At 47.0% G+C, this 24,417-nt stretch carries 20 protein-coding genes and 1 tRNA gene; 10 read left to right on the top strand and 11 right to left on the bottom strand.

Annotation, left to right across the window (positions count from 1 at the left end; genetic code table 11):
* Positions 1-681: 681 nt before the first annotated feature.
* The 3 genes from BARVI_RS12365 to BARVI_RS12355 form a co-directional block, all read right to left on the bottom strand.
* A tRNA-Thr gene (locus BARVI_RS12365) sits at positions 682-754 on the bottom strand.
* A gap of 218 nt (positions 755-972) precedes the next feature.
* Positions 973-2,397, bottom strand: coding sequence for a DUF4270 domain-containing protein (locus tag BARVI_RS12360; protein ID WP_084547062.1), 1,425 nt, complete (start codon positions 2,395-2,397; stop codon positions 973-975).
* A gap of 20 nt (positions 2,398-2,417) precedes the next feature.
* Positions 2,418-3,233: a glycogen/starch synthase gene (locus BARVI_RS12355; RefSeq protein ID WP_025279496.1), complete on the bottom strand. Its 816-nt coding sequence runs from the start codon at positions 3,231-3,233 to the stop codon at positions 2,418-2,420.
* A gap of 217 nt (positions 3,234-3,450) precedes the next feature.
* Here BARVI_RS12355 and panC point away from each other — a divergent pair, with 217 nt between their 5' ends.
* From panC to BARVI_RS12325, 6 genes are all read left to right on the top strand, one after another.
* Positions 3,451-4,305: a pantoate--beta-alanine ligase gene (panC, locus tag BARVI_RS12350; RefSeq protein ID WP_025279495.1), complete on the top strand. Its 855-nt coding sequence runs from the start codon at positions 3,451-3,453 to the stop codon at positions 4,303-4,305.
* Between the two features lie 13 nt (positions 4,306-4,318).
* A complete protein-coding gene (panD, locus tag BARVI_RS12345; protein WP_025279494.1) occupies positions 4,319-4,669 on the top strand; it encodes an aspartate 1-decarboxylase in 351 nt (116 codons plus the stop codon).
* An 84-nt stretch (positions 4,670-4,753) separates the two neighbouring features.
* Positions 4,754-6,076 carry an MATE family efflux transporter gene (locus BARVI_RS12340; protein ID WP_025279493.1) on the top strand — a complete coding sequence of 441 codons (1,323 nt, stop codon included), beginning with the start codon at positions 4,754-4,756 and terminating at the stop codon, positions 6,074-6,076.
* A gap of 192 nt (positions 6,077-6,268) precedes the next feature.
* Positions 6,269-7,591 carry a signal recognition particle protein gene (gene ffh, locus BARVI_RS12335; protein WP_025279492.1) on the top strand — a complete coding sequence of 441 codons (1,323 nt, stop codon included), beginning with the start codon at positions 6,269-6,271 and terminating at the stop codon, positions 7,589-7,591.
* A 120-nt stretch (positions 7,592-7,711) separates the two neighbouring features.
* Positions 7,712-8,593 carry a bifunctional methylenetetrahydrofolate dehydrogenase/methenyltetrahydrofolate cyclohydrolase FolD gene (gene folD, locus BARVI_RS12330; RefSeq protein ID WP_025279491.1) on the top strand — a complete coding sequence of 294 codons (882 nt, stop codon included), beginning with the start codon at positions 7,712-7,714 and terminating at the stop codon, positions 8,591-8,593.
* Between the two features lie 13 nt (positions 8,594-8,606).
* Positions 8,607-9,692: a CapA family protein gene (locus BARVI_RS12325; protein ID WP_025279490.1), complete on the top strand. Its 1,086-nt coding sequence runs from the start codon at positions 8,607-8,609 to the stop codon at positions 9,690-9,692.
* Between the two features lie 171 nt (positions 9,693-9,863).
* On the opposite strand, the gene miaA is transcribed toward BARVI_RS12325, so the two are convergent.
* Both miaA and pepT read right to left on the bottom strand, forming a co-directional pair.
* Positions 9,864-10,808 carry a tRNA (adenosine(37)-N6)-dimethylallyltransferase MiaA gene (miaA, locus tag BARVI_RS12320; protein ID WP_025279489.1) on the bottom strand — a complete coding sequence of 315 codons (945 nt, stop codon included), beginning with the start codon at positions 10,806-10,808 and terminating at the stop codon, positions 9,864-9,866.
* Positions 10,809-10,901: 93 nt separating this feature from the next.
* On the bottom strand, positions 10,902-12,122 hold the full coding sequence (gene pepT, locus BARVI_RS12315; RefSeq protein ID WP_025279488.1) for a peptidase T: 1,221 nt from the start codon (positions 12,120-12,122) through the stop codon (positions 10,902-10,904).
* A gap of 120 nt (positions 12,123-12,242) precedes the next feature.
* Here pepT and BARVI_RS12310 point away from each other — a divergent pair, with 120 nt between their 5' ends.
* The 4 genes from BARVI_RS12310 to BARVI_RS12295 all read left to right on the top strand — a co-directional run bounded on the left by BARVI_RS12310 (position 12,243) and on the right by BARVI_RS12295 (position 16,780).
* Positions 12,243-13,097, top strand: coding sequence for a DNA/RNA non-specific endonuclease (locus BARVI_RS12310; RefSeq protein ID WP_025279487.1), 855 nt, complete (start codon positions 12,243-12,245; stop codon positions 13,095-13,097).
* An 8-nt stretch (positions 13,098-13,105) separates the two neighbouring features.
* Complete coding sequence (mnmE, locus tag BARVI_RS12305; protein ID WP_025279486.1) at positions 13,106-14,512, top strand: tRNA uridine-5-carboxymethylaminomethyl(34) synthesis GTPase MnmE; 1,407 nt, start codon at positions 13,106-13,108, stop codon at positions 14,510-14,512.
* 268 nt (positions 14,513-14,780) lie between these two features.
* On the top strand, positions 14,781-15,692 hold the full coding sequence (locus BARVI_RS12300; RefSeq protein ID WP_025279485.1) for a helix-turn-helix domain-containing protein: 912 nt from the start codon (positions 14,781-14,783) through the stop codon (positions 15,690-15,692).
* Positions 15,693-15,784: 92 nt separating this feature from the next.
* The gene (locus BARVI_RS12295; protein ID WP_025279484.1) at positions 15,785-16,780 is read left to right on the top strand and encodes a site-specific integrase; all 996 of its coding nucleotides are present in this window, start codon (positions 15,785-15,787) and stop codon (positions 16,778-16,780) included.
* A gap of 166 nt (positions 16,781-16,946) precedes the next feature.
* Here the strand turns inward: BARVI_RS12295 and BARVI_RS12290 are convergent, their stop codons facing one another.
* From BARVI_RS12290 to BARVI_RS12265, 6 genes are read right to left on the bottom strand one after another with little or no spacing between them, the layout of a single operon-like run.
* The gene (locus BARVI_RS12290) at positions 16,947-17,963 is read right to left on the bottom strand and encodes an AlbA family DNA-binding domain-containing protein (protein ID WP_025279483.1); all 1,017 of its coding nucleotides are present in this window, start codon (positions 17,961-17,963) and stop codon (positions 16,947-16,949) included.
* Positions 17,963-19,144, bottom strand: coding sequence for a PDDEXK nuclease domain-containing protein (locus BARVI_RS12285; protein WP_025279482.1), 1,182 nt, complete (start codon positions 19,142-19,144; stop codon positions 17,963-17,965). The genes BARVI_RS12290 and BARVI_RS12285 overlap by 1 nt, the downstream gene beginning before the upstream one ends.
* Before the next feature lie 26 nt (positions 19,145-19,170).
* A complete protein-coding gene (locus BARVI_RS12280; RefSeq protein WP_025279481.1) occupies positions 19,171-19,743 on the bottom strand; it encodes a hypothetical protein in 573 nt (190 codons plus the stop codon).
* A 3-nt stretch (positions 19,744-19,746) separates the two neighbouring features.
* The gene (locus BARVI_RS12275; RefSeq protein ID WP_025279480.1) at positions 19,747-21,909 is read right to left on the bottom strand and encodes an AAA family ATPase; all 2,163 of its coding nucleotides are present in this window, start codon (positions 21,907-21,909) and stop codon (positions 19,747-19,749) included.
* Positions 21,906-22,139: a hypothetical protein gene (locus BARVI_RS12270; RefSeq protein ID WP_038534399.1), complete on the bottom strand. Its 234-nt coding sequence runs from the start codon at positions 22,137-22,139 to the stop codon at positions 21,906-21,908. The genes BARVI_RS12275 and BARVI_RS12270 overlap by 4 nt, the downstream gene beginning before the upstream one ends.
* Before the next feature lie 2 nt (positions 22,140-22,141).
* Entirely contained in the window at positions 22,142-24,415 is a 2,274-nt protein-coding gene (locus BARVI_RS12265) for a DEAD/DEAH box helicase family protein (protein WP_025279478.1), read from the bottom strand.
* Positions 24,416-24,417 lie beyond the last annotated feature (2 nt).

The following is a 24,417-nucleotide window of genomic DNA, read 5'->3' as shown; positions in this document are numbered from 1 at the left end:
TTTCCGGTCCAAGGATAAGATACAACCTCTGATCGTCCTCCTTTACTGTCCGCTGCATCGAGTGCGGGGTGACACACCGAGGTCATTCCGCGCCACAACGCGGAATCCAATAAGGAAATATAGGAAAGAGAATCCATCATACGAGAACAAATATACCACCATTTCTGGACCCCGCATCGAGTGCGGGGTGACACGCCGAAGTCATTCCGCGCCACGACGCGGAATCCAGCACAAAAAAGCATAGGAGTGTCCCTCAGAAAGAAATAGAGATGAAAACCGCCTTTCTGCCCTCCTCTTCAAACACAGGGTGACACACCGAGGTCATTCCTCACCACGACGCGGAATCCAATAAGGAAATATAGGAAAGAGAATCCATCATACGAGAACAAATATACCACCATTTCTGGACCCCGCATCGAGTGCGGGGTGACACGCCGAAGTCATTCCGCGCCACGACGCGGAATCCAGCACGAAAAAGCAGAGGAGAGACTTGGATTGTAATCCCCAATCACACCTAAATTGGAACCAATCGAAACAGAGGGAAGGAGCCCCCTTCAATACATATAAATTAAAGAGTGACTCTCCCATGCGCACACCATCGTTTGAGCTCTCCCGAAAAGCAAGCAAGTTTTCCAAAAGCACATAAAAAAAGAGGTTCAAGCGTGTTGAACCTCTTTCCTGAGCCACGACCGGGACTCGAACCCGGGACCTTTTCGTTACGAATGAAATGCTCTACCAACTGAGCTATTGTGGCGATTGCGGTGCAAAGGTAATACTTTTGGTAAAACCGAGCAACTCTTTACTCTATTTTTTTATGCTATCCCCTCCATTTTTTTCAAAGATGCTCAATTCCAATATCATAATTCAACCATCAAAGCGAGGCTTTCACAATCGATACAAATCCTGCTTTTCAAGAAAAAAGTCGGGACAAGAAACTTGTCCCGACCTCTCTATGAATCACGCCCACAACGATTATTTTTTCGTCTGTCGGCTGTATGTTAATTGCAACTTGATGTTATCCGCATCGATTAAGGCTATCGAAGGGGCCGAAATATAAGGAACAATGTCGGTCACCACCTCCTGCTCACTATATGAATAGTAGTAATAGCTGCTACCCGACGACACCGTTTCGCTATATACCGATACCGGCACCAGCACAATCTCCTCATCAGCATCGGTTATCTCGGTACCTTGACGTTTCTTTTCAATCACATCGTTCAAGAAGGTGCGCAAGCCAGTAAAGCTGTACGACCGGGTATTGCTATCATACTTGGCGTAAAATGACCGGATATTATCGGTCAACTCTTTTTCTTCGAAAAATTTCTGCAACTCGCTCTTGCGCACGAACAGCAGGAATTGAGGTGGTTCAAGTCCATAAGAGTTATTGGCAATTTCCTTCAAGGGAACATGCAGAATGAGCGAATTGATCAATCCCTGTATGGTCGAACCGCCATCGCCTACCGCCTGCTCAAAGTCGGCTACGATTTGGCGGGTAGGGAAATGCATGAGTACATTCAATCCGGCGGGAGCCACCAAATAGACTTTACCCGCAGCGATTTCGCTCTGTATCATGGGATCAACCTCCAACTTGATGTGATTGCCGGTAGAAATCTCGGGGGTCACGGCCATCAGTGTCTGCGCAGCGACATAGGTTGAATCCTTGTCATTGATTACCGTCGTCTTGGTATAATGCAGATTCATGACCGAATTTTGCACATTCACCACGCACCCGCTACCATATGAGGTCTTGACATACAGCCCCGGGAAAAATTGGGCGAACCGACTGGGAGACGAAAAGGTAGAAGGATCCTCCTTATACTTTTGGAAGAACCGGTCGGCCATCTCATCGGGCAACTTCACTCGGATAGCCTTATACCCCAGCTTAATCAACGAATCGGGCAAGCCCAAGTACGAGGCGTTGTAGCTCTTCAATGCCACAGGCATGCCTTGTGCATTATAATAATCAGCGGGATCAATGCTGCTGTATATAGGCGATTTCAACTGTTTTTCGAGCGGGAAGACACTCAGCTGCATCGGAGCCAGCGAGTCGCCCGTGAACGAATCGGCATTGTAATTCAGATAAAGTACCAATGAGTCCAGGCGATCGACCCCTACGGTATCAAACGCAGCAGCCGGCATAAACTGGGTGAGGAAATCGGTTTCCAACTTACCGTAACCGGGAATCGAAATACGACCTATCAACTGGGTAATCGTTCGACCCACCACACTGTCATTGGGTACCGACTCGACCGTAATCAATTTCTGAAAAGAGGAGTCTACGACAATCTCCATATTCGTATCGACTATCGAAGAGCCTATCATGCTATTCTCGTCACCACACGATGAGAGGCCTAAGGCTACGACAAGAGCGGCCGACAAATATCTAAAAACGTTCATTTTTATTTAGTAACGGTATATTATTCGTTTCCTATAATCTGGCTATAAAAGTCGTTATAGGCATCAATATAGTTTTCAGGTTCTTGATATCCCAAGAAGGGAATATTCAACTGCTGTACATAATCCGTGATTTCCGTATTGATATTCTGGCTGCCCTGGATAACCCCATCGCAATATTGCACGGCCAGTTTATTGAGGGTAACCGGATCGACCGAGTCGCCCTCGGCAAAAGGCAAATCACTGTCTTGTATTCCTTCGAGTTTCAATTTTTCGGCAAAGCGGGGATCAAACGGCACCTTGAAATCATTGTTGTACAGGGAGTAGATAACCTTGGCATCGCGGAATGAAGGGTCCTCGGAATAGCTTTTCTTGATGTACAACGGAGCCAATGCCGTGATCCAACCATGACAGTGGATAATGTCGGGAGTCCAACGCAACTTCTTCACCGTCTCCATCACCCCTCGTACAAAAAAGATGCTGCGCTCGTCGTTATCGGGGCGCATGGCCTCCTCGGCCACCCCGTCGGCACTGCGCTGGAAATAGTCGTCGTTGTCGATGAAATAGACCTGCATACGGGCCGACTGAATCGACGCGACTTTGATAATAAGCGGGTGATCGGTATCATCGATAATCAGATTCATACCCGAAAGCCGTATCACTTCGTGTAACTGATTGCGACGTTCGTTAATCGAACCATACTTCGGCATGAAGGTCCGTATCTCATGACCTCTATCCTGAATGCCTTGCGGCAAATAGCGACAAATGCGGGAGATTTCCGACTCCGGCAGATAAGGGGTAATTTCCTGGGCTATAAATAGGACTTTAGCTTCTTTCATTCCGCTCTTTTAAACTCATTAGTTTTGCAAAGATAATAAAAAAAACGGCGCTATCCGAGAATTATTAGAAGTATTAACAACAAAAAATCGCCAGACTTCCCAGATTTCCCGTTCAAAACGAAATATTTGAGGCTGCAATCCATAAAAACACGGGCATTATTTCGCCAACTGGATTTTATTTGCTTCTTTTGCACGATTTTTTAACCAAAGTTCAATTATGAAAGTATTCACAACAATCGCCGAATTGCGCCAACAGCTTGATTCGGACAGGAATGCCGGTAAAACGATAGGACTTGTACCGACAATGGGTGCCCTGCACAACGGGCATTTGCAACTGGTAAAGACCAGCGTCGCCAACAACGACGTGACGGTGGTGAGTATATTTGTCAACCCTACCCAATTCAACGATAAAAACGATTTGCGGCTCTATCCCCGCACGCTCGATAAGGACTGTGCTCTACTCGAGACAGTCAACTGCACCTATGCCTTTGCCCCTTCGGTCGAGGAGATGTACCCCACCGAAGACACCCGGGTGTTCAATCTGGGGCTTGTAGCCGAGGTGATGGAGGGCAAGTATCGTCCGGGGCACTTCAACGGGGTAGCTCAAATCGTGAGCAAGCTCTTTGACATCGTCCGCCCCGACAATGCCTATTTCGGCGAAAAGGATTTCCAGCAGATTGCCGTAATCCGGGCCATGGCTGCCCAATTGGGCTACACCTTCAACATCGTGGCCGTGCCCATCGTGCGCGAACCCGACGGTCTGGCACTGAGCAGCCGCAACACCCGGCTGACCGAGTCGCAACGAAGAAATGCACCCAAAATAGCCGAGACTTTGTTTAAAAGTCGTACCTTTGCCGCCAGTCATTCGGTGAAGGAGACTATCGACGAAGTGGTCAACACCCTCAACGCCATTCCCGAGATGCGCGTAGAATACTACGAGATTGTCGACGGAAACACGTTACAACCCGTTACCGACTGGAACGACTCGGACTACATCGTGGGTTGCATCACGGTATACGACGGTGAGGTGCGGCTAATCGACAACATCGCTTATCGACGTTCCGAAAAATAACACAACAGGTATCATGCTTATAGAGGTCGTAAAATCAAAAATTCACAGAGTAACTGTTACTCAGGCCGATTTGAACTACATCGGCAGTATCACCATCGACGAGGATTTGATGGACGCGGCAAACATTATCGCCAATGAGAAGGTCTCGATTGTGAACAACAATAACGGCGAGCGATTCGAGACCTATGTCATCAAGGGCGAACGAGGTTCGGGAGTCGTATGCCTCAACGGAGCGGCTGCCCGCAAGGTGCAACCGGGCGATATTGTCATCATCATGGCCTATGCCCTGATGACGCCCGAGGAGGCTCGTGAGTTTACCCCGGCTGTCGTCTTCCCCGACACGGCTACCAACAAATTGATATAACCTAACAACCCACTTACGAATGCCTGCCCGATTCGTCGGGCGGGCATTTTCGACATATAAACCTTAGTTCTATTCTGTCCACGTATGTACAGCCGCAAAGATATATGGGGAATTGCGCTCCCCATCTTGGTCAGCCTTTTTGTTCAGAACCTCATCAACATCACCGACACCGCCTTCATGGGCCGTGTGGGACAAGTGGAGCTGGGAGCCTCGGCTTTGGCCGGTGTGCTTTACCTGGCCTTCTACATGGTTACCTTCGGATTCAGCACCGGGGCTCAGATACTCATGGCCCGACGCAACGGCGAGGGTAAATACCAGGCCCTGGGACCCATCATGGGACAGGGCACCCTGTTTCTGGTTCTCTTCTCGGCTCTGCTCGTGGGAGCTTCGCTCGTGTGGACCCCGCAGCTGCTCAAACTGCTCATCTCGTCACCGGCCGTATGCCGGGCAGGTGAAGACTACATGGAGTACCGCATCTTCGGGCTGCTGTTCACCTCGATAGGCGTGATGTTCCGAGCCTTCTTCGTGGCAATCACGCGCACCCGGGTGCTCATGGTCAACGCCGTTATCATGACAGTAGCCAACGTGGTGTTCAACTACATCTTCGTCTTCGGCAACCTCGGAGCCCCTCAGATGGGTATCGCCGGAGCCGCCCTGGGGTCGATACTGGCCGAAGCCTCGGCCGCATTGCACTTTGTGCTCTACACCCTCTTTTATGTCGACCGGGAGAAATACCGGCTCAACGGGTTCCATTTCGAGAGCTTCCGGATTATTCGCGAAATTCTCAACGTATCGGTATGGAGCATGATCCTCTACTTCCTTACCATCGGCACCTGGTTCCTCTTCTTCGTTGCCGTGGAACATCTGGGAGAACTGCCCTTGGCCATCTCGAATATCATACGCAGCACCTCTACCCTGCTGTTCATGCCGGTCAACGCCTTCGGAGCCACCGCCTGTACCCTGGTGAGCAACGCCATGGGGGCTCATCGGGCCGACGATGTGATGCCTATCGTGCGGCGCATCATCAAGATGTGCTACGCCATCGTGTTGCCGCTCATCGCCCTGCTCTGCCTCTTTCCCCAATGGATTCTGCTCATCTATACCAACGACAGTTCGCTCATAGCCGACTGCACGGGCTCGGTCTACGTCATGTCATCGTTCTACCTGCTGTCGGTACCGGGCAATCTGCTGTTCCAAGCCGTGTCGGGCACGGGCGACACCCGCATGGCCTTCCTCATCGAGATGATTACCATCGTCTTCTATACCCTGGCCATCTACTGGATTATCGTGGTGAGCCGGGTAAACATATCCTTCTGCTGGACCGTCGAGTATGTCTACTGGGGATTCAAACTTCTGCTATCCATACTCTTCTTCAAGAAGGCCAACTGGCGAGCCAAGAAAATATAACCTACATTATGGTGTAATGATGGATTATCAGCAATGAAACAGGTCTAAAATAAAACCCATAACCCAACCTAATTGCTGTCATCATTTTACATCTCGATGTGATTCTTCGGTTTTTATTCGCATATTCCGCCGATTTTGAGTAATTTTGTGCCGATTTATCCATCAGAGTAAAAAAATTTTGTTCTAAAAATTATGTTTGAAAACCTTAGTGAAAGACTTGAACGGTCTTTTAAAATATTGAAGGGTGAAGGCAAAATCACCGAAATCAACGTGGCCGAGACGCTCAAAGATGTGCGCCGTGCCCTGCTCGATGCCGACGTCAACTACAAAGTAGCCAAGCAATTTACCGATACCGTAAAGGCCAAGGCGCTGGGACAAAACGTGCTCACCGCCGTGAAGCCGGGACAGTTGATGGTCAAAATCGTGCACGACGAACTGGCTGCCCTGATGGGTGGCGAAACGGCCGACCTCAACCTGTCGCAAAACCCATCGATTATCCTCATGTCGGGTCTGCAAGGTTCGGGTAAGACAACCTTCTCGGCCAAGTTGGCCAAGATGTTGAAATCGAAGAAGGCCAAACGCCCCTTGCTCGTGGCCTGCGACGTGTACCGTCCTGCCGCTATCGAGCAGTTGAAGGTGCTGGGCGAGCAAATCGAGGTTCCCGTTTACACCGAGCCCGACAGCAAGGACGCCGTGAGCATCGCCGCCAACGCCGTGAAATATGCCAAGGACAACCACCTCGACCTGGTCATTGTCGATACCGCCGGCCGCTTGGCCATCGACGAGCAGATGATGAACGAAATCGAGGCCATCAAGAAGAAAATCAACCCCACCGAAATCCTGTTCGTGGTCGACGCCATGACCGGTCAGGACGCGGTCAACACGGCCAAGGAGTTCAACGACCGGCTCGATTTCAACGGTGTGGTTCTGACCAAGCTCGACGGTGATACCCGTGGTGGTGCCGCCCTCTCTATCCGCACGGTGGTCGACAAGCCCATCAAGTTTATCGGTACCGGCGAGAAGCTCGAAGCCATCGACTACTTCCACCCCGCCCGTATGGCCGACCGTATCCTGGGTATGGGCGATATCGTTTCGCTGGTTGAGCGGGCCCAAGAGCAATACGACGAGGAGGAGGCCAAACGGCTGCAAAAGAAGATTGCCAAGAACCAGTTCGACTTCAACGACTTCCTCAGCCAGATTCAGCAAATCAAGAAGATGGGTAACCTCAAAGACCTGGCCTCGATGATCCCGGGTGTGGGCAAAGCCATCAAGGACCTTGACATTGACGACAACGCCTTCAAGAGCATCGAAGCCATCATCTACTCGATGACTCCCAAGGAGCGCAGCAATCCCGAGTTGCTCAACGGCAGCCGCCGCCAACGCATCGCCGCCGGTAGCGGCACCTCGATACAGGAGGTCAACCGACTGGTCAAGCAGTTTGACCAAACGCGCAAGATGATGCGCATGGTTACCCAAAACAAGGGCGCCATGATGAAGGGATTCAGACGAAAATAAAACGAGACACTTATTATCAACCATGAAACTGCCGGATACACTCTCCACCCCAATCACCGATTGCCCCGAGGCAAATAGAGAGTGTGCCCGGCAGTTTTTCATATAACCCCAATAACGCTTATGCAACTAATCGATGGAAAAGCGGTGGCCGACCGCATCAAACAAGAAATTGCCCAGGAGGTAGCCGAGATCTGCAATGCAGGAGGCAAACGCCCTCACCTGGCAGCCATTCTGGTAGGACACGACGGCGGTAGTGAAACTTATGTGGCTCACAAAGTGAAAGCCTGCGAACAGTGCGGATTCAAGTCGACACTCGTCCGCTACGAAAGCGACGTGACCGAAGAGGAGCTGCTGCGCAAGGTCGACGAACTGAACAACGACCCCGATATCGACGGATTCATCGTGCAACTGCCTCTGCCCAAACACATCTCGGAACAGAAGGTAATCGAGGCCATCGACTACCGCAAAGATGTCGACGGCTTCCACCCCGTAAACGTAGGCCGCATGTCGATAGGGCTGCCCTGTTTCGTATCGGCTACGCCGGCCGGTATCATGGAGTTGCTGGCCCGCTACAACATCGAGACCAAAGGGAAACACTGCGTGGTGCTGGGCCGCAGCAACATCGTGGGTAAACCCGTGGCCACGCTCATGATGCAAAAGGCCTATCCGGGCAACGCCACCGTCACCGTATGCCACAGCGCTACGACCAACATCAAGGAGATTTGCCGCACGGCCGACATCATCATCGCTGCCCTCGGCTCACCCGAATTTGTCACGGCCGACATGGTCAAGGAGGGGGCCGTCATCATCGACGTAGGTACCACCCGTGTGCCCGACGCCTCGAAAAAATCGGGCTTCAAACTCACCGGCGACGTGAAGTTCAGCGAGGTAGCGCCGCTCTGCTCCTACATCACCCCGGTACCCGGCGGCGTAGGTCCCATGACCATCGTCTCGCTCATGCGCAACACCCTGCTGGCCGGCAAGAAAGCCATCTATAAATAAATGCCGACCGGCCATGACAGGGCTCGTCACCTTTTTAGCACCGCTTTTGTTAGGGCAAACTCCGGTAATACCCACTACCGAAGTTTCCCTGCTTTTTGCGGGCGATGCCATGCAGCACCAGGCCCAGATAGCCTCGGCCCGTACCGGCGACGACTATGACTATACCGCTTGTTTCGAGTGGATTGCTCCCGAGGTGACGGCAGCCGACTATGCGGTGGTCAACTTGGAGGCTCCCGCGGGTGGAGCGCCCTACACGGGCTACCCCTGCTTCTCGGCCCCCGACGAATTTCCTGTCGCCCTGCAAGAGGCCGGGTTCGACCTCTTTCTCACCGCCAACAACCATTGCCTCGACCGCCAGTCGCGCGGCGCCCGGCGCACCCTGCATCTGCTCGACTCCATCGACGTTGACCACGTGGGCACCTACAACTCGACGACTTCGCTCAATCGCTTCCACCCCTTTGTCACCAACGTCAAGGGCATACGCATCGCCTTTCTCAACTACACCTACGGCACCAACGGTTTCGTCCCCACCCCTCCCCTCATCGTCAACTACATCGAGCGGCAACGCATCAGACGCGACATACGTCGGGCCAAAGAACTGCGTGCCGAACTGATTGTGGCTTGCCTGCACTGGGGCGACGAATACCAACTGCTTCCCAACAGCCGACAAAAGGAGCTGGCCGACCTGCTGGTCGACGAGGGGGTACAACTGGTCATCGGGGCTCACCCGCATGTGATTCAACCCATGGAGCTGCGCCATGACGGTCAGGGGAATCCACGAGCACTGGTCGTCTATTCGCTGGGGAATTTCATCTCCAACATGAAGACGCGCGACACCGTGGGCGGCGCTCTGGTCAAAGTGACCGTTACCCGCGACGCCATGAACCGGGTTGCTCTGCAATCGGCCCAATACACGCTAGTCTATACCCGCCGCCCGGTTACGCCACACGATCCCTTCGTAGTCGTACCGGCCGAACAGGAGGTACAGAACCACCCGCAACGCCCTCACCTGAAAGGATTCTTGCAAAAGGCCCGCGAAATTTTCTCGCGCTACAATCAAGGGGTGAAGGAATATTTTATAGAGAAGGTAAGCGACTGATCCACACCGCAACCGACGCCGTGGGTTCGGTCATGCAGCACCTTGGTGCGGAATCCCAGAAATACCAAGGAAACTATCTGAAAAACTTATCTCCACGAGATTCTCATCTGGACCCCGTGTCGCTGCGCGGGGTGACTCCCGGTCATTCTGTACCCCAAGAGGAGACTCCGGTCATTCCGCACCCGATGCGGAATCCAAAGAAAAAGACAAATTCGATTTACTTCCCCCGTCGATATACTCAATAATCGCCTCCTTGTCGTCGGGCGAGAACCAGTGCATGTCGGGGTCCTTCTTGTACCAGGTGACCTGCTTTTTGGAGTAGACCCGGGTATTGCGTTTAATCTTCTCGATGGCCTGGTCGAGGGTCATCGTCCCGTCGAAATAGGCAAACAACTCCTTATACCCCACGGTGTTGAGCGAATTGAGGTGGCGAAGGGGATAGACCCGACGAGCTTCGTCGAGCAAACCGTCGGCAATCATCTGATCGGTGCGGCGGGCAATACGCTCAAACAGCTCTTCTCGCGGACGTATCAGCCCGATCTTCACGATGCGGAAGGGGCGTTGCTTCACCTGCCGGGTGCGCAGGTCGCTATATCGGCCGCCCGTCTGGCGGCAAATCTCAATAGCATGAATCACCCGCTTGTGATTCTTCAAGTCGACCTCGCCATAATAGACGGGATCGAGCTCACGCAACTCCTCGCACAGGGCATCGAGTCCTACCCGGTGATAATCGGCCAGGACCTCGCGACGCACCTCGTCGGTGATGGTCGGTATCTCGTCGATACCCTTGCACACGGCGTCGATATACATCATGGAGCCGCCGGTGAGCAGGACGTATTCGTGCGTCTGAAACAGCGTGTCGAGCAGGCGCAATACCTCCTCCTCGTAGCACGAGGCACTGTAATAGTCGGTCAACGCCAACTGCCCCACAAAATAGTGCTTGACCCGGGCCAACTCACTGGCCGTGGGGGCCGCCGTGCCGATGGGTATGTCGCGGTAGAACTGCCGGCTGTCGGCCGACACGATGGGACAACCGTAGTGCTCGGCCAGTTGCAGGCTGAGGTCGGTCTTACCCACCCCCGTGGGACCGGTCAATACAAGTAGGGTTCCTGCCATAATGTAAGACGTAGGGTGATAAAAAACCGACGAAACAGAGAGGCGTGGCCACAAAGGGAGCCCCAGTCTGCTTCGTCGGATTACAATCGGTTATTATTTCTCGGCAGCCATGCGGGCGATTTGCACAATCACCTCGGTGGCTTTCTCCATCGACTGGATAGGCACGAACTCATACCGCCCGTGGAAGTTGAGCCCGCCGGCAAAGATGTTGGGGCAAGGCAGACCCTTGAACGAAAGCTGGGCTCCGTCGGTACCGCCGCGCACCGGTTTCACCTGGGGCACCACGTCGACGGCGCGCATGGCGTCGGAGACGAGGTCGACGATGTGCATCACCGGCTCTACCTTCTCGCGCATGTTGTAATACTGGTCGGTAATCTCGATGCTGGCGCACCCGGGGAACTCGTTGTTGATCTTGCGGGTGAGGTGTTCGAGCTCTTTCTTGCGACGCTCGAAACGGTCGCGGTCGTGGTCGCGAATGATATAGGTGAGTACCGTTTTCTCGACGCTTCCTTCAAACGAAATGAGATGATAGAAGCCTTCGTAACCCTCGGTGTGTTCGGGGGTCTCCCAGCGGGGCAACATGATGGCGTATTGGTTGGCAATACGTATCGAGTTAATCATCTTGTGCTTGGCATAGCCCGGGTGTACGTTGCGACCCTTGAAGGTGACCCGAGCTACCGCGGCGTTGAAGTTTTCATACTCCAACTCGCCAATCTCGCCGCCGTCCATCGTGTAGGCCCACTCGGCACCAAATGCCTTCACGTCGAACTTGTGAGCCCCCTTGCCAATCTCCTCGTCGGGATTGAAGGCAACCCGTATCTTGCCGTGCTTGATCTCGGGGTGAGCCAACAGATACTCCATGGCCGTCACAATCTCGGCCACACCGGCTTTGTCGTCGGCCCCCAGCAGCGTCTTACCGTCGGTCACAATCAGGTCCTGTCCAATGTAGTGGAGCAGCTCGGGAAAATCGGCCGGTCGCAGCACCACATCTTCTTCGGCACACAGCACAATATCGGCCCCACCGTAATTCTTCACGATGCGCGGCGATACGTGACGCCCCGACATGTCGGGACTCGTGTCGAGGTGTGCGATAAAGCCGATGACCGGCACCTTCTTGTCGACATTGGCCGGCAACGTGGCCATCAGATAGCCGTTGTCGTCTAGGGTCACCTCGGTAAGTCCTATCTGCTTCAACTCTTCGGCCAGCGCCTGGGCAAACACCATCTGCCCCGGTGTACTAGGAGTCATATTGGTAAGCTCGTCCGACTGGGTGTCGAAACTTACATAATGGAGAAAACGATCTACTAAATTCATCGTATATAGTTTTATTGGTTTTTCTTTTCGGGTTAACCGTCCGTCGGATTCGTCCAACAGACGAACAAAGGTAAAAAATTTTTTTCTTACATTTGCACTACCGCATTCAAAAGTGGCTGTATGGCTAAAAAGAAAAAAAAGAAGAAAAAATCGTCGGCTCGACGCAACAACAATCTGGTAACGCTGCTCATGTTGATACTCATCGTCTGCGGGGTGTGGTACCTCATACAACACGCCGACGCGCGATCGGTTTTCGGCAACAGCCACACCTCGACCCTCGACCACATCGAGAAGGCCGAGATGGCCCGTACGCCGGCCGGCACCCCCGAGCAACTGCTGCTCCGCACGGGCTATACGGCCTCGTACAACCGACAGTGGAAGCTGCCCAACTGGGTGTGCTACGAACTGGTGCGCAGCGAACTGCAAGGCTCGGCCTCGCGCAGCAACCGATTTGTGAGCGACCCCGACGTAGAGGGCACCCCTGCCGACCCCCGCGACTACACCCGCAGCGGGTATGACCGGGGGCACATGGCGCCTGCCGCCGACATGAAATGGAGCAAACAGGCCATGGAAGAGTCGTTTCTGCTCTCCAACATCTGTCCTCAGGCTCCCGGGCTGAACCGCGGCCGCTGGAAGGAGCTGGAAGAGCTGGTGCGCGAATGGGCCCAACGCGACAGCGCCCTGCTCATTGCCTGCGGTCCCATCGTGAGCCAAACGCCCAAGACCATCGGGCGGCACCGCATTGCCGTTCCCTCACGCTATTTCAAGGTCGTTGCCGCCCCCTATGCAAGTCGTCCGCGAGGCATCGCCTTCCTCTTCGACAACAACGACGAGCAACCCTCCCTGCGAGCACTGGCTCTCCCCATCGACAGCGTGGAAAAATTGACCGGGATAGATTTCTTCTACAATCTGCCCGACAGCATAGAAACCCCAATGGAAAGTAACTTATGGATCGAAACATGGAACCTCAACTAAATACCCCCCTGCCCCAAGATACCATCTGCGCCGTCTCCACCGCACCCGGTCGCGGCGGCATCGCCGTCATACGCGTCAGCGGCCCCGAAGCCGTGACCATCACCGACCGCATATTCCGCTCGCCCAACGGCAAACCGCTTGCCGAGGCCCAAGCCAATACCGCACACTACGGCTCCATCACCGACGAGAAGGGGCACGCCCTCGACGACGTCGTCGCCACCCTCTTCGTTGCCCCCCACTCCTTCACCGGCGAAAACACCGTAGAGATTTCGTGCCACGGTTCTACCTACATACAACAACAGATCATCGCCCTGCTGCTGCGTCAAGGCTGCCGCCTGGCCACCCCCGGCGAGTTCACCCGGCGGGCCTTCACCAACGGCAAACTCGACCTGTCGCAAGCCGAAGCCGTAGCCGACCTCATCGCCTCCACCTCGGCCGCATCGCACCGACTGGCTATCCAGCAGATGCGGGGCGGATTCAGCCGCGAACTCGCCCGCCTGCGCGAACAGTTGCTCACCTTCGTCTCGCTTGTCGAGCTCGAACTCGATTTCAGCGAAGAAGAGGTAGAATTTGCCGACCGCCAGAAACTCACCGAACTGGCCCGCGAAATCGAGCGCGTCATCAAGCGCCTCTCCGACTCGTTCAGCCTCGGCAACGCCATCAAAAACGGCGTTCCCACCGCTATCATCGGCGAGACCAACGCCGGCAAGTCAACCCTACTCAACCGCCTGGTCAAGGAAGACCGCGCCCTCGTCTCCGACATTCACGGCACCACCCGCGACGTCATCGAAGACACCGTCGTACTGCAAGGCATCACCTTCCGCTTCATCGACACCGCCGGCATACGCGAAACCCACGACACCATCGAGAGCATGGGTATCGAACGCACCTTCCAGAAGCTCGACCAGGCCAGCATTGTCATCTGGCTCATCGACGCCACTCACGCCCCACAAGAGGTCGAGGAGCTCTCCCGGCAGATACTCCCCCGCTGTCACGGCAAGCACCTCATCATCGCCTTCAACAAGGTCGACAAGATCGACGACGCCACCCGGCAGCAACTCACCCAACTGTACGACCGCCTCACCCGCGAGATGACCGACACCGCAATGACATTCCTCTCGGCCTCGCACAACCAGAACGTCGACGCCCTCGAATCGATGTTGGTTGACACCGTCAACCTGCCCCAAGCCGGCGAGAATGACGTAATCGTCACCAACGCCCGCCACTACGAAGCCCTCATACACGCCCACGACGCCATACTGCGCACCCTCGATGGCCTGCAAACCGGCCTCTCGGGCGACTTTCTCGCCCAAGACATTCGCGAGTGCATGCACTACCTGGGCGAAATCACCGGCCAAATCTCGACCGACGAAATCCTCGGCACCATCTTCTCCAAATTCTGCATCGGTAAATAAATAATTGATTATCAAATAGTTAAATTGATTACAATCGATTAATATGGCGCTCTTTACGGGCGCCTTTTTTGTTGCTCAAGTATCGTTGATAATCGTTGCTAAGCCTTTTTACGCCATTTTTTGTACCTCCTGTGTACCTCACCACGAAAATCCGAGGATTATCGTTGGCAAGGTCGTGGAGAAAGTTGAATATGGTTGAATATAGTTTAAGATGGTGGAATAAAACTGGAGAAATCAAGGAGAAATAATCCCTAAAAATTCAAGTAAAATGGCAAAGAGCAACATTAGAATTAAAAAGATTTGTGAGTGGTGTGGTCAAGAATTCGTAGCCCAAAAAGTAACTACGAAATACTGCTCACACAGATGTGCGAATTTGGCTTATAAACAGGCCATACGAGCAAAACGGATTCAGCAGGAAGAGCAAAGGATTCAAATCGTTAAGAGTGAAAAGCCTTTGATGGATATTAAAGACAAAGAATATTTGTCAATCGCTCAGGCTGCTACTTTGTTGGGGCTTTCACTGCAAGCTGTTTATAAAATGATTTATACTGGACGTCTTGTTGCTTATAAGTTGAGCAGTAGGCTTTCATTTGTTCGGCAGAGCGATATAGAAGAGATGCTTAAAAGAAACCCATACAAGAAACGACAACCTAAAGACACTCTTCCTATCACAGACTTCTATACCACAAATGAGATTAAAGAGAAATTCGGTGTCAAAGATTCCTGGATATTTCATATCGCTAAAGAACATAATATTCCCAGGACATTTAACCGTGGAAAAACCTATTGGAGCAAAAAGCATATTGATGATTACTTTGCAAAGAAAGCTCCCGATCCTGAAATCAAGGAATGGTACAGCACGCAAGACATGCAGGAGAAGTTCGGCATGACGCTGACAGCCATCTATTCTTTTGTATCAAAGAATGCCATTCCCAAAAAGAAAGTCGGAATCATGGTGTACTACTCCAAGAAGCATGTGGACATTGCCAAAGGTCTCATAGCTCCCGAAGAGCCCAAATACTACACCATTGCCGAAGCGATGGAGCGATTCAATCTGACACGAGACCAACTCTACCATTATGTGAAATACCATAATATTCCCCGTATCAAGGTCGGTAAATATACCAAGATCCTGCGGGCAGAATTGGACAAGTTCTTTGAGCCTCCAAAGATAGAATGAGCCGAAAGTTATTTTCCGGTGATAAATGCCACCATTAGAACACCTATTTTATTCGCAACAAAAACAAGTATTAATCAAAAAACAATATAGCTATGACACTTACATGCACCAACGTAACTTTGAGACAAAAACCATTGCGGAACGACCGCATATCTCTTTATCTGGATTATTATCCGGCCATCCGCAATCCTTACACGATGAAGATGAGCCGCCGGGAATTCCTCGGCATCTACATCTATGCCAAGCCAAAGAACGAGCAGCAAAGAATGTTCAATCAGGACATGCTGAACAAGGCAGAGGCAATCCGCTGTATCCGTGTCCAGTCGCTTATCAATGAAGAATTCGGGTTCCTGGACAAGAACAAGCAAAAGGTAGATTTCCTCGCCTACTTCCGGACAAAGGCACGGGAAAAGTATGAGAAATGGGATTGTGTTTACAACCACTTCGAGAAATTTGTCGGCGGCAAATGCACCTTTGGTGATGTCACCGTAGAACTGTGCGAGAAATTCAGGGATTACCTGCTCAAATGCAAACAGATCAATCATCCCAATGCTTATATCTCACGCAATTCGGCAGCTGGTTATTATTCGACGTTCCGTGCCTTATTGAAAATAGCCTATAAAGAGAAGATGTTGCGTGAGAACTTGAACGACTTTCTGGAAAAGATTGAATGGAAAGAGGTCAAGAAAGAATATCTGACACTTGATGAAGTCAAGAAACTGGCAGCTACGCCCTGCAAGATTCCAGTCTTGAAACAGGCCTCCCTGTTTGCCTGCATGACCGGTCTCCGTATCAGTGATATTCTGAAGCTGGACTGGCGTGATTTTGAAGTCGGTCCGGATCAAGGCTATTACATCCGTATCTGCACCGAAAAGACAGAAACCGAGGCCACCCTCCCTATCAGTCAGGAAGCACTGGAGTTGTGTGGCGAATGGGGCACCGGAAAAGTCTTCAAAGGCTTAACCCGCTCCATGACCCATCATCCCCTGAAACAATGGATCGCCGAAGCCGGAATCAGAAAGCACATAACCTTCCACTGCTTAAGACATATCGCCCCGCCTTACTCATTGAGAACAAGAAACTTATAAAGATTGTCGGCTTCATAGGTAACGACTTAGAAACGAGCGTATTGCTCTTTTCTGTCTCATTTTGCATTATTGATAAGAACGCTTTTTGTATTGCAAATATAAGATTTATTTTTGGACTTCAGTTTGTCACCTGACAAAAAAAACAGGTTATTAACCATGAAATTTTTTAATGCTCATTCTGATAAATTTTTATAATGAAATCAATCGTTGACTCTTTGTAAATAGATGGTACACCATTCGGGACTATTCCATCCTTACCATATTGTTCTTCTTGTTTCTTATTCCTAAAATTATATATAGAATAGTCTGGATTACTCTTGATATTATTTTCGTTTATGATTCTCCATACATTATTTGAACTGATATTTGCTTTAGCTTTAATTGCATCTGCCAATTCTTTTGCAGATAGTGGATATTCTTTTAATCTATTTACTCGTTCTTTCTTTATTACCTCAACAGTATCAATCGGTTGAACTTCTCCAACCAGTTTTAAAGTTGGTGCTCCTTCTTTTTCATTGAATGACCCTTCTTTTATCCAATTTATGCCTTTAATTAATTTATCATCAACGACAAGAATTTGAGAATTATTCTTTGAAATAGCTCCCTTGTCTAAATCTAATATAGCAGCATTTTGAGGCCCCGATTTTCCTATTTTTGAAATTAAATCCATCCATTGTGAATTTTGTCTTTCTATTCTATGATTTATTATATCCTCTAATTCAGCATATTGAATTTTTTGAGTCCGTCCACCATATCTAAAATATATTTCACCGTTTCTTATCTCTCCCTCATCTTTTTTACAAATTATAGGCTTGATTTTGGCTTCTTCAATAAAGAAAAATCCAAAATTCATACCTTGTATTTCAACAACATCATGTTTCCATACGATATTCCCTGAAAATAAATCCAATAAAAAACCTGATATTTTTTCAGGATCAATTTTGTCAAATTGTTCACTTGATTTATCATTTAATCCTATAAGTTCTCGTTTTGGTCTATCCTTTACGCCAAAGATAAGCCATCCTCCTTTATTATTTGCAAATGCCGCGAAATCACGAAAATACTCAGACAAGCCTGCAAAGTTAAATGACTCTTTAAATTCTAAAGTTTGACTTTCTCTATGATATAAACTACCATCTTTCCTTAAACTAAGTAGATTTTTTATTTCATCTAGCAACATCATTATAGAATCTTTTTTAATTCTTCAATATCAGGTAGAGCTTTACGCAATTTTTCAGGCATGTCTGCAGAAGTAGTGTATGTGGCTACGCCCATAGGTTTGTTGTAGTCTTGAATGATATATTCTACATATTCTTTATCAGCCTCCTTGCAGAGTACAATTCCGATTGTAGGATTTTCATGAGGCTTTTTTATGTGGTCGTCAAGAATACGTAGGTAAGCCATCAGTTGGCCTAGGTATCCAGGCTTAAAAGCACCTGTCTTCAATTCCACACAAACCATTGCATTCAACTCTCTATTAAAGAAAAGTAAATCTGGAAAATGCTCTATGCCATACACTTCTAAGTGGTATTGATTTCCAATAAATGCAAAATCATGGCCAAAAGTCATAATAAAACGCTTAATGTTCTGTACAATCTGCTGTTCTACTACACGCTCATCTATATCGGCATTGTCACGTTCTCCAATTTCTTCCACATTGATAAAATCAAGCGCATATTCATCTTTGAACATCATCACCGCCTTTCTAGCTTCTCTTGCATTGAGAATAGTTCTTGTAAAGTTGTTTGGCAAAGATTTTTGGGTTTGATAAGCCTCATTTTCCATTAACCCCATAAGTGAATCTACAGAAAGATGTTCCTGCGCACAACGCTTTATATAATAGTAGCGTTCTTGTAAATCCTTTGTTTTGCTTAATATTCTCGAATGATGAGTAAAAGGAACAGCAAGAAATTCTGTCGCCGGAAAATCTGCTGTATTCGGAATGGCCATAGCATGATATATATCAATTGCAGCTGTTCCGGTAATCGGAATTACCGAATCTGCTTCATGTTCTAATTCGGTAATTGCAATTACCGAATTAGTATTTGCTGAGTTACAGGAACCATTATCCAGCATAATCCACGCCTCATAAAATTGTCGCATTTTTTTAAGGCTTTCTGCTGAGAAACCGCGTAGTCCTGGCAGTGTTTTTCTAAGATATTTACTTATACTATCAAGCGCTCCTGTACCCCATTTCCCTTTTCGTGAGTTTTGCGAAACATATTTACCAATACTAAAATAAACAGCCAATTGTATGCGATTTTCTCCTTTCAAGGCTTCATATTGTCCTTGGAGAATCGCAGTCTTAATAGTTTCCGCTGCTTCTGCATACATAGCAGAAATATTATTATATTCTTGGATCATGCTCTGCCTATTTAAGTATTTGCCTATTAAAGCTCCTCTGGTAAATCATCATCATTTGACGCTGAAGAAGTTTGAGTATTCATCATATCCAAGAATACTCTGAGAAATGATGATTCTTTAAAGAAAAAGTCTGGATTATCTTCCATTTTTTCTTTTATAAAATCGAATCCCCAATTTGCGTATCCTTCCATTTTGTCCATAAGAAGATCTACAGCTTTTCTAGCTGTCATTTCGCCTTTGTCAAGGGCAATGAAATCAATGTCTGTACGAGCGATGAGTGCCGCAAACATATATTCTCTCAGACGAGGATAAGGAATTCGACCATTCCTAGCCTCTTGATTTCCCCAGTTGCAGATGGCCCAACCAAATTTTTTGCGTTTAGCTTTATCTTCTACTAACGGTTTTTCTTGATTGTAATATAAACCGATAAAAAAAGCAATGATGAACACTTCATAACCAGCACCAAAAATTTTACCTCTGGCCTCTCCCCACTGTGTTATGCCTTTTCCATAATCACTAAAGACACTGATAATTGCGTCTTCGTATTTCTTTTCCCATTCGGGGTCACGTTTACCCCATAATTCGTATAAAGACTCCATTAACTATCTAATTTTTGTTACCTTTGTTCTGATTGTTGACAAATCACTTGCATTAAAATTTTCTGCTTTTTTGATACGGTAGACAGAGCAAGAAAGCTTATTAATGTCATCTTGGCGAATTTCGCCATCGGATATAAAATCCTTTGTAACTATTATACATTGTTTTTTTATATTGTCAATAACATTATAAAAGTCCTGTTCTTTAGCTTCCCCAAAAGACGAAGTTGCCGCATCGAAAATAAGAGGGTAATCTTCATCGCGCTTTTGATGTGTGAAATCTGATATAGCAAACAAAACTGATATATATTTAATGGTCTCCTGTGAACCTGAAGGATTCTTTATTTCAGTCTTATTTGAACTATATAGCTTTATGACAGTATTTCCGTCGGCCATTTTTATAAGCCGAACTAGTCCATGGAAATCTTTTGCACTAAGTTTTTCCATATAGACATTAGCTCTATCTTCCAATTCGTGCAAGAATTGGTTCAAGTTAAGTTCTTTGGCATTTCTAAAAGCTATGGCAATGGCCTTTAATGTGCGATTAACGTCACGACATACACGAACCATACTATTCCCAGGATCAAGTTCTTCATATTTATTGTTGACTTCCTCATACTGCTTTTCCAAGCCCTCAAGTTCCTGTTTAAGCTGAACAAGGCGATTACCTGCGCGTTCTTTTTGCTCAAACAGTCCCTTTATATCTTTAAAATCTTTTTCAAGTACAGCTTCTGAAACATTTCCTGCCTGTATCAGCAAACGGGCTTTTTCGTCCTTAACCTCTTGAACATCCTCTTCCAGTTTCTTGATTTTTGCAGAAATAGTTTCATTGAGTTCTAGCCGTTCTTTAATTTCATTGGCAATACCTACAATCCTTTGTTCGTTAGTTCCTCCTAACGATATACTCATATTGTGAATTTCTTCTATATAAGAATTGCAAAACAATTGTTTTTGTTCAATCTTTTTCTTCTCCTCTTCATCTTTTGCCTTTTGTTCAAGATGTCGTTTGAACTCATTAAGTTTGTTGACCATAAAATCATATTCGGGACTTCCCTTATGTGCTGGACGACCACAAACCTTGCATACTTCATCATGTATCATCTCCTCCATAGTTTCTTGATCCGGGAGATACCAAGGTAATGCGGTTGCTCCGTTTGTGAGTGTTCCCAATATTTCTTTTTGAACTTCAAGTCGCCCGAGTTCTTTGGCTCGTATTTCTATGAAATCTTTCTCTTGCTTTCTCTTTTCCTTGGAGAGCATAGAGCTTTTCTCTTTAAATTCCTTAAGTATATTAGGGAACAGACATAGAATCCACATTTTATCCAACAGACTTGTATTCAAATTTACGCTGGCAAGCAAACCTCTGTGCCTATTAAGTTCTGTTTCTTTATTTTTTTCACGTTCAGATATTGTCTTGTACTTTTCAGAGGCTTCTTGATGTTCTTCCAGTTCTGATAGCCTTGTAGAGTAAATGGATATGGCACTTTCTTTCTCTCGAATATCTCTCTTCTTTTCTGAAATTTCACCAGCAAGTCTACTAATTTCTACTTGAAGTCTCTTTGATTCTTCTGCAATTTTCTTATCAGACTTTGATTCTTTATCGTATTGTTTTCTAGATAGTTCATCTAAATATTCTGACAAGTCAACAAGTTCATCAAATTTACGTACATCTGAATATTTGTCAACAAGTTCCTTTAGCGCTGTAGGATTGTCAAACACATTAAGCGTGGATTCTCCTTTGAACATACTAAATCTTTGTATGAATGCATCAAAGCATCTGTCCATAAGTAATTTACCACTTACTTGCTCTCGTTCAATTCCATTAGTCTCAAATCCTCTGAAACTGAAGTTAGAAGTTCGAAAACCATTTTCAGTTCTTTCGAACAAAAAAGATTTTTCTACGCTTTTTTCTCCATTATGCTCAAATACCATTGATACACTAAGAGTGTCTGAGTCTCCTACCTCCATTTTAGATTTGCGCATCTCAGAAACATTGTCTAATGAAGCGTTTTCTTTGGATGTGTCAAGTAGCCATTTTATAGCTTCAAAAAACGTACTCTTTCCATCACCATTATCTCCGATAATCAGAGTAAGACCATCGGAAAATTCAAATATACTTTCGCCGTAATAACTGCGGAAGTTCTTTATAGTTAATTCTTTGATTATCATACCTTAGTCTGAAGATACTGATTTATTTGATTGTATATTTCTTTATTTGTCGCCCCCTCTTTATAATGATGAATGATGGTAGCGACAGAATTTATCACATAGTTGTCTGAATCCATGGCCGTATAGATGTTCTCAGGGATTTCAGATAGAGTATAACCTCCATACTTCATCAGCTGCTCATCCATAAGAACAGCGACCATCATCTTGTCTTGATTTGTAATATATGCCATATCTAAAAAATTGAAAGATTATAATATTCAAGGATATCGTCCAACTCTTGTACAGAACTATATGCATTTTCACTAAGGAGTGCAAAGTCTTTTACTCGTCTTATTTCTCCGGCTAAGAGGTTGCGTTCCATATTAAATGATTCGGCGGCAGAACTGACTTCTGGAACAACCACTAAATCATGAATATAAGCAAATTTTTTATCTTTATGTGTACGTAGTATTCTGCCACGCCTTTGAATAAATTGACGAGGATTTCCCGTACTTGCACAGAAAATTGCAAGTTCACTCCTTGGTATATCTACACCTTCATCCAAGCACTTCATAGATGTTAGAACCTCTAAATCTCCATTCGCGAAAGCAGTTAAAATTTCATCTCTGTTTGTCGAGTCCGATGTAAACTTCTTGACAGTTGTAGTTGGACTTACTTCTTGCACAATACGAGTAAATTTATCAATAATGTGATTTGAAAAATCATCATCTTGTACTATATCTATGTCATCATATATATCGGAATTATTATCGTCTGGCCTATTCCCTTCGGGAACATAAACCAATGTGTACTTCAAGTCGCCTTTTTCTACAAAACGGTCATGTATAATTGAACGAAATACTTTTTCCTTATTTATTGCCTTATGGATTATGTGTTTCCGTTTTAGCAATAATATCTTCAAAATATCATCACTTTTTTTGAAGTCTTTCCGGCTGTTATTATACATTTTTGCAAGTTTCAAAGAAATCTTCATATATTCAGCCATTTCCGCATCAGTCAAACGGACAATATGGGGATAATAGTAGTATCGGCATAAGAACCCATTATCTATAGCCTCTTGCATTGTATATTCAAATGTGAATTTGTCACTCGCTCCAAAGAATTCATATAAGCGTGCCGTTCCCGCATCGTCGAACTGCCGTTCTGGCGTTGCGGACAGTCCAATTCTGCGCAGGAAGGGAATCCCATCAAGTTTATCTAGTATTCGTCCAGATCCCATATTGTGTGCTTCATCAGCAATTAATAATAATCGCTTTTTAGGTAATGTAGCGAATTCTTTGAATACTTTATCTCTTACGAATGATGCATATGTAGATATAATTACATATGATGCATTATCTGGATCAATAGTTTCTTTAAGTTTTATGCGGTCAATTTCAGACTGCCATGATGGATATTTAGAACATACTTTTACAATGTTATTGAAATAGAACTTACGACATTCCACTTCCCATTGTTCAACAAGTGTTATAGTTGGCACAAGTATTATAGCCTTATAATACCCTGACTTGTTATAAATCTGCAACAAGCAATTTAGTGATGTTAGTGTTTTGCCAGTTCCTGTAGCCATCGCAAATAGACCTTTTTGCTTATTGTTTTTCCAATTTTCGAAAGCTTGCACTTGATAGTCACGAGGACCTGAAGAATATGGGAAATGAGGCTCTGTCTTTTCCGTATAAGCCTTTATACGTTCATCTTCAATGTGTTTAATAACATTATTTACTTTGTTTTTAGCACGTTGTAAAGCCCTTTGTACAGACAAGGGGAGATTTGAAATTGATTGGTCAGAAAGCAGTTTCGCTTCGTCTTTAAGCAAGTCATTGAGTTCTTTATCTGGAAATGCAGATAAAATATTAGTTCGTATTTCTGTGGCATCAAGATACTCAACTGTATCGTCCTTTTCAAGAAATGTTTGTAGAAAGTCATCTTCGACATCCTCTACCTTAAATTTATCAGAAGGTGAATCCCAATCACAAAAGGCTGTAATGCTTTCACAATTCTCGATAAGCGCTGTCCGTGAAAAGTTACAGCTGCCATCAAAAGCAACTTTATTTGTTGCATCAGCAAACAGTCCACATTTTGTGTGAGATATTCCATTGCTCCCTTTGGGTGATATGATTTTTATTTGTATGCGCTCATTTTTAATCAACCACGCAATACAATCAAAGAAATGTCTTCCTCTTTCTGATAAAATTTCTTTGAGAGATACAAGATCTGTTAACGGTAATGCCGGGATAATATAATGCTCATTTTTAGCTTGCAGTAAAGCATATTTATCTTGTTCAGAAAGAATATCGTTAATTATTAAACGCATTCGTCCACCATTGTATAGAAAAGTGGCAAAACCGTCGGATAGAATATTTATAGCAGATGATGAGAAAAAGCCGAGTTTTAAGTCAAACCTTGTAGCATTGCACAAACAATTGGAGAAGAAACCTATAGGTTCCCACTCTCCATGCGATTTGTATCGCCTACTATTCGGCCATTTTACATCGTTTTTTAGCATAT

Origin of the sequence: Barnesiella viscericola DSM 18177, assembly GCF_000512915.1 — a bacterium.
In the GTDB taxonomy this organism is placed as follows: domain Bacteria; phylum Bacteroidota; class Bacteroidia; order Bacteroidales; family Barnesiellaceae; genus Barnesiella; species Barnesiella viscericola.
Note: the sequence above shows the minus strand (reverse complement) of the source record. Positions and strands in the feature narration are given on the sequence as shown.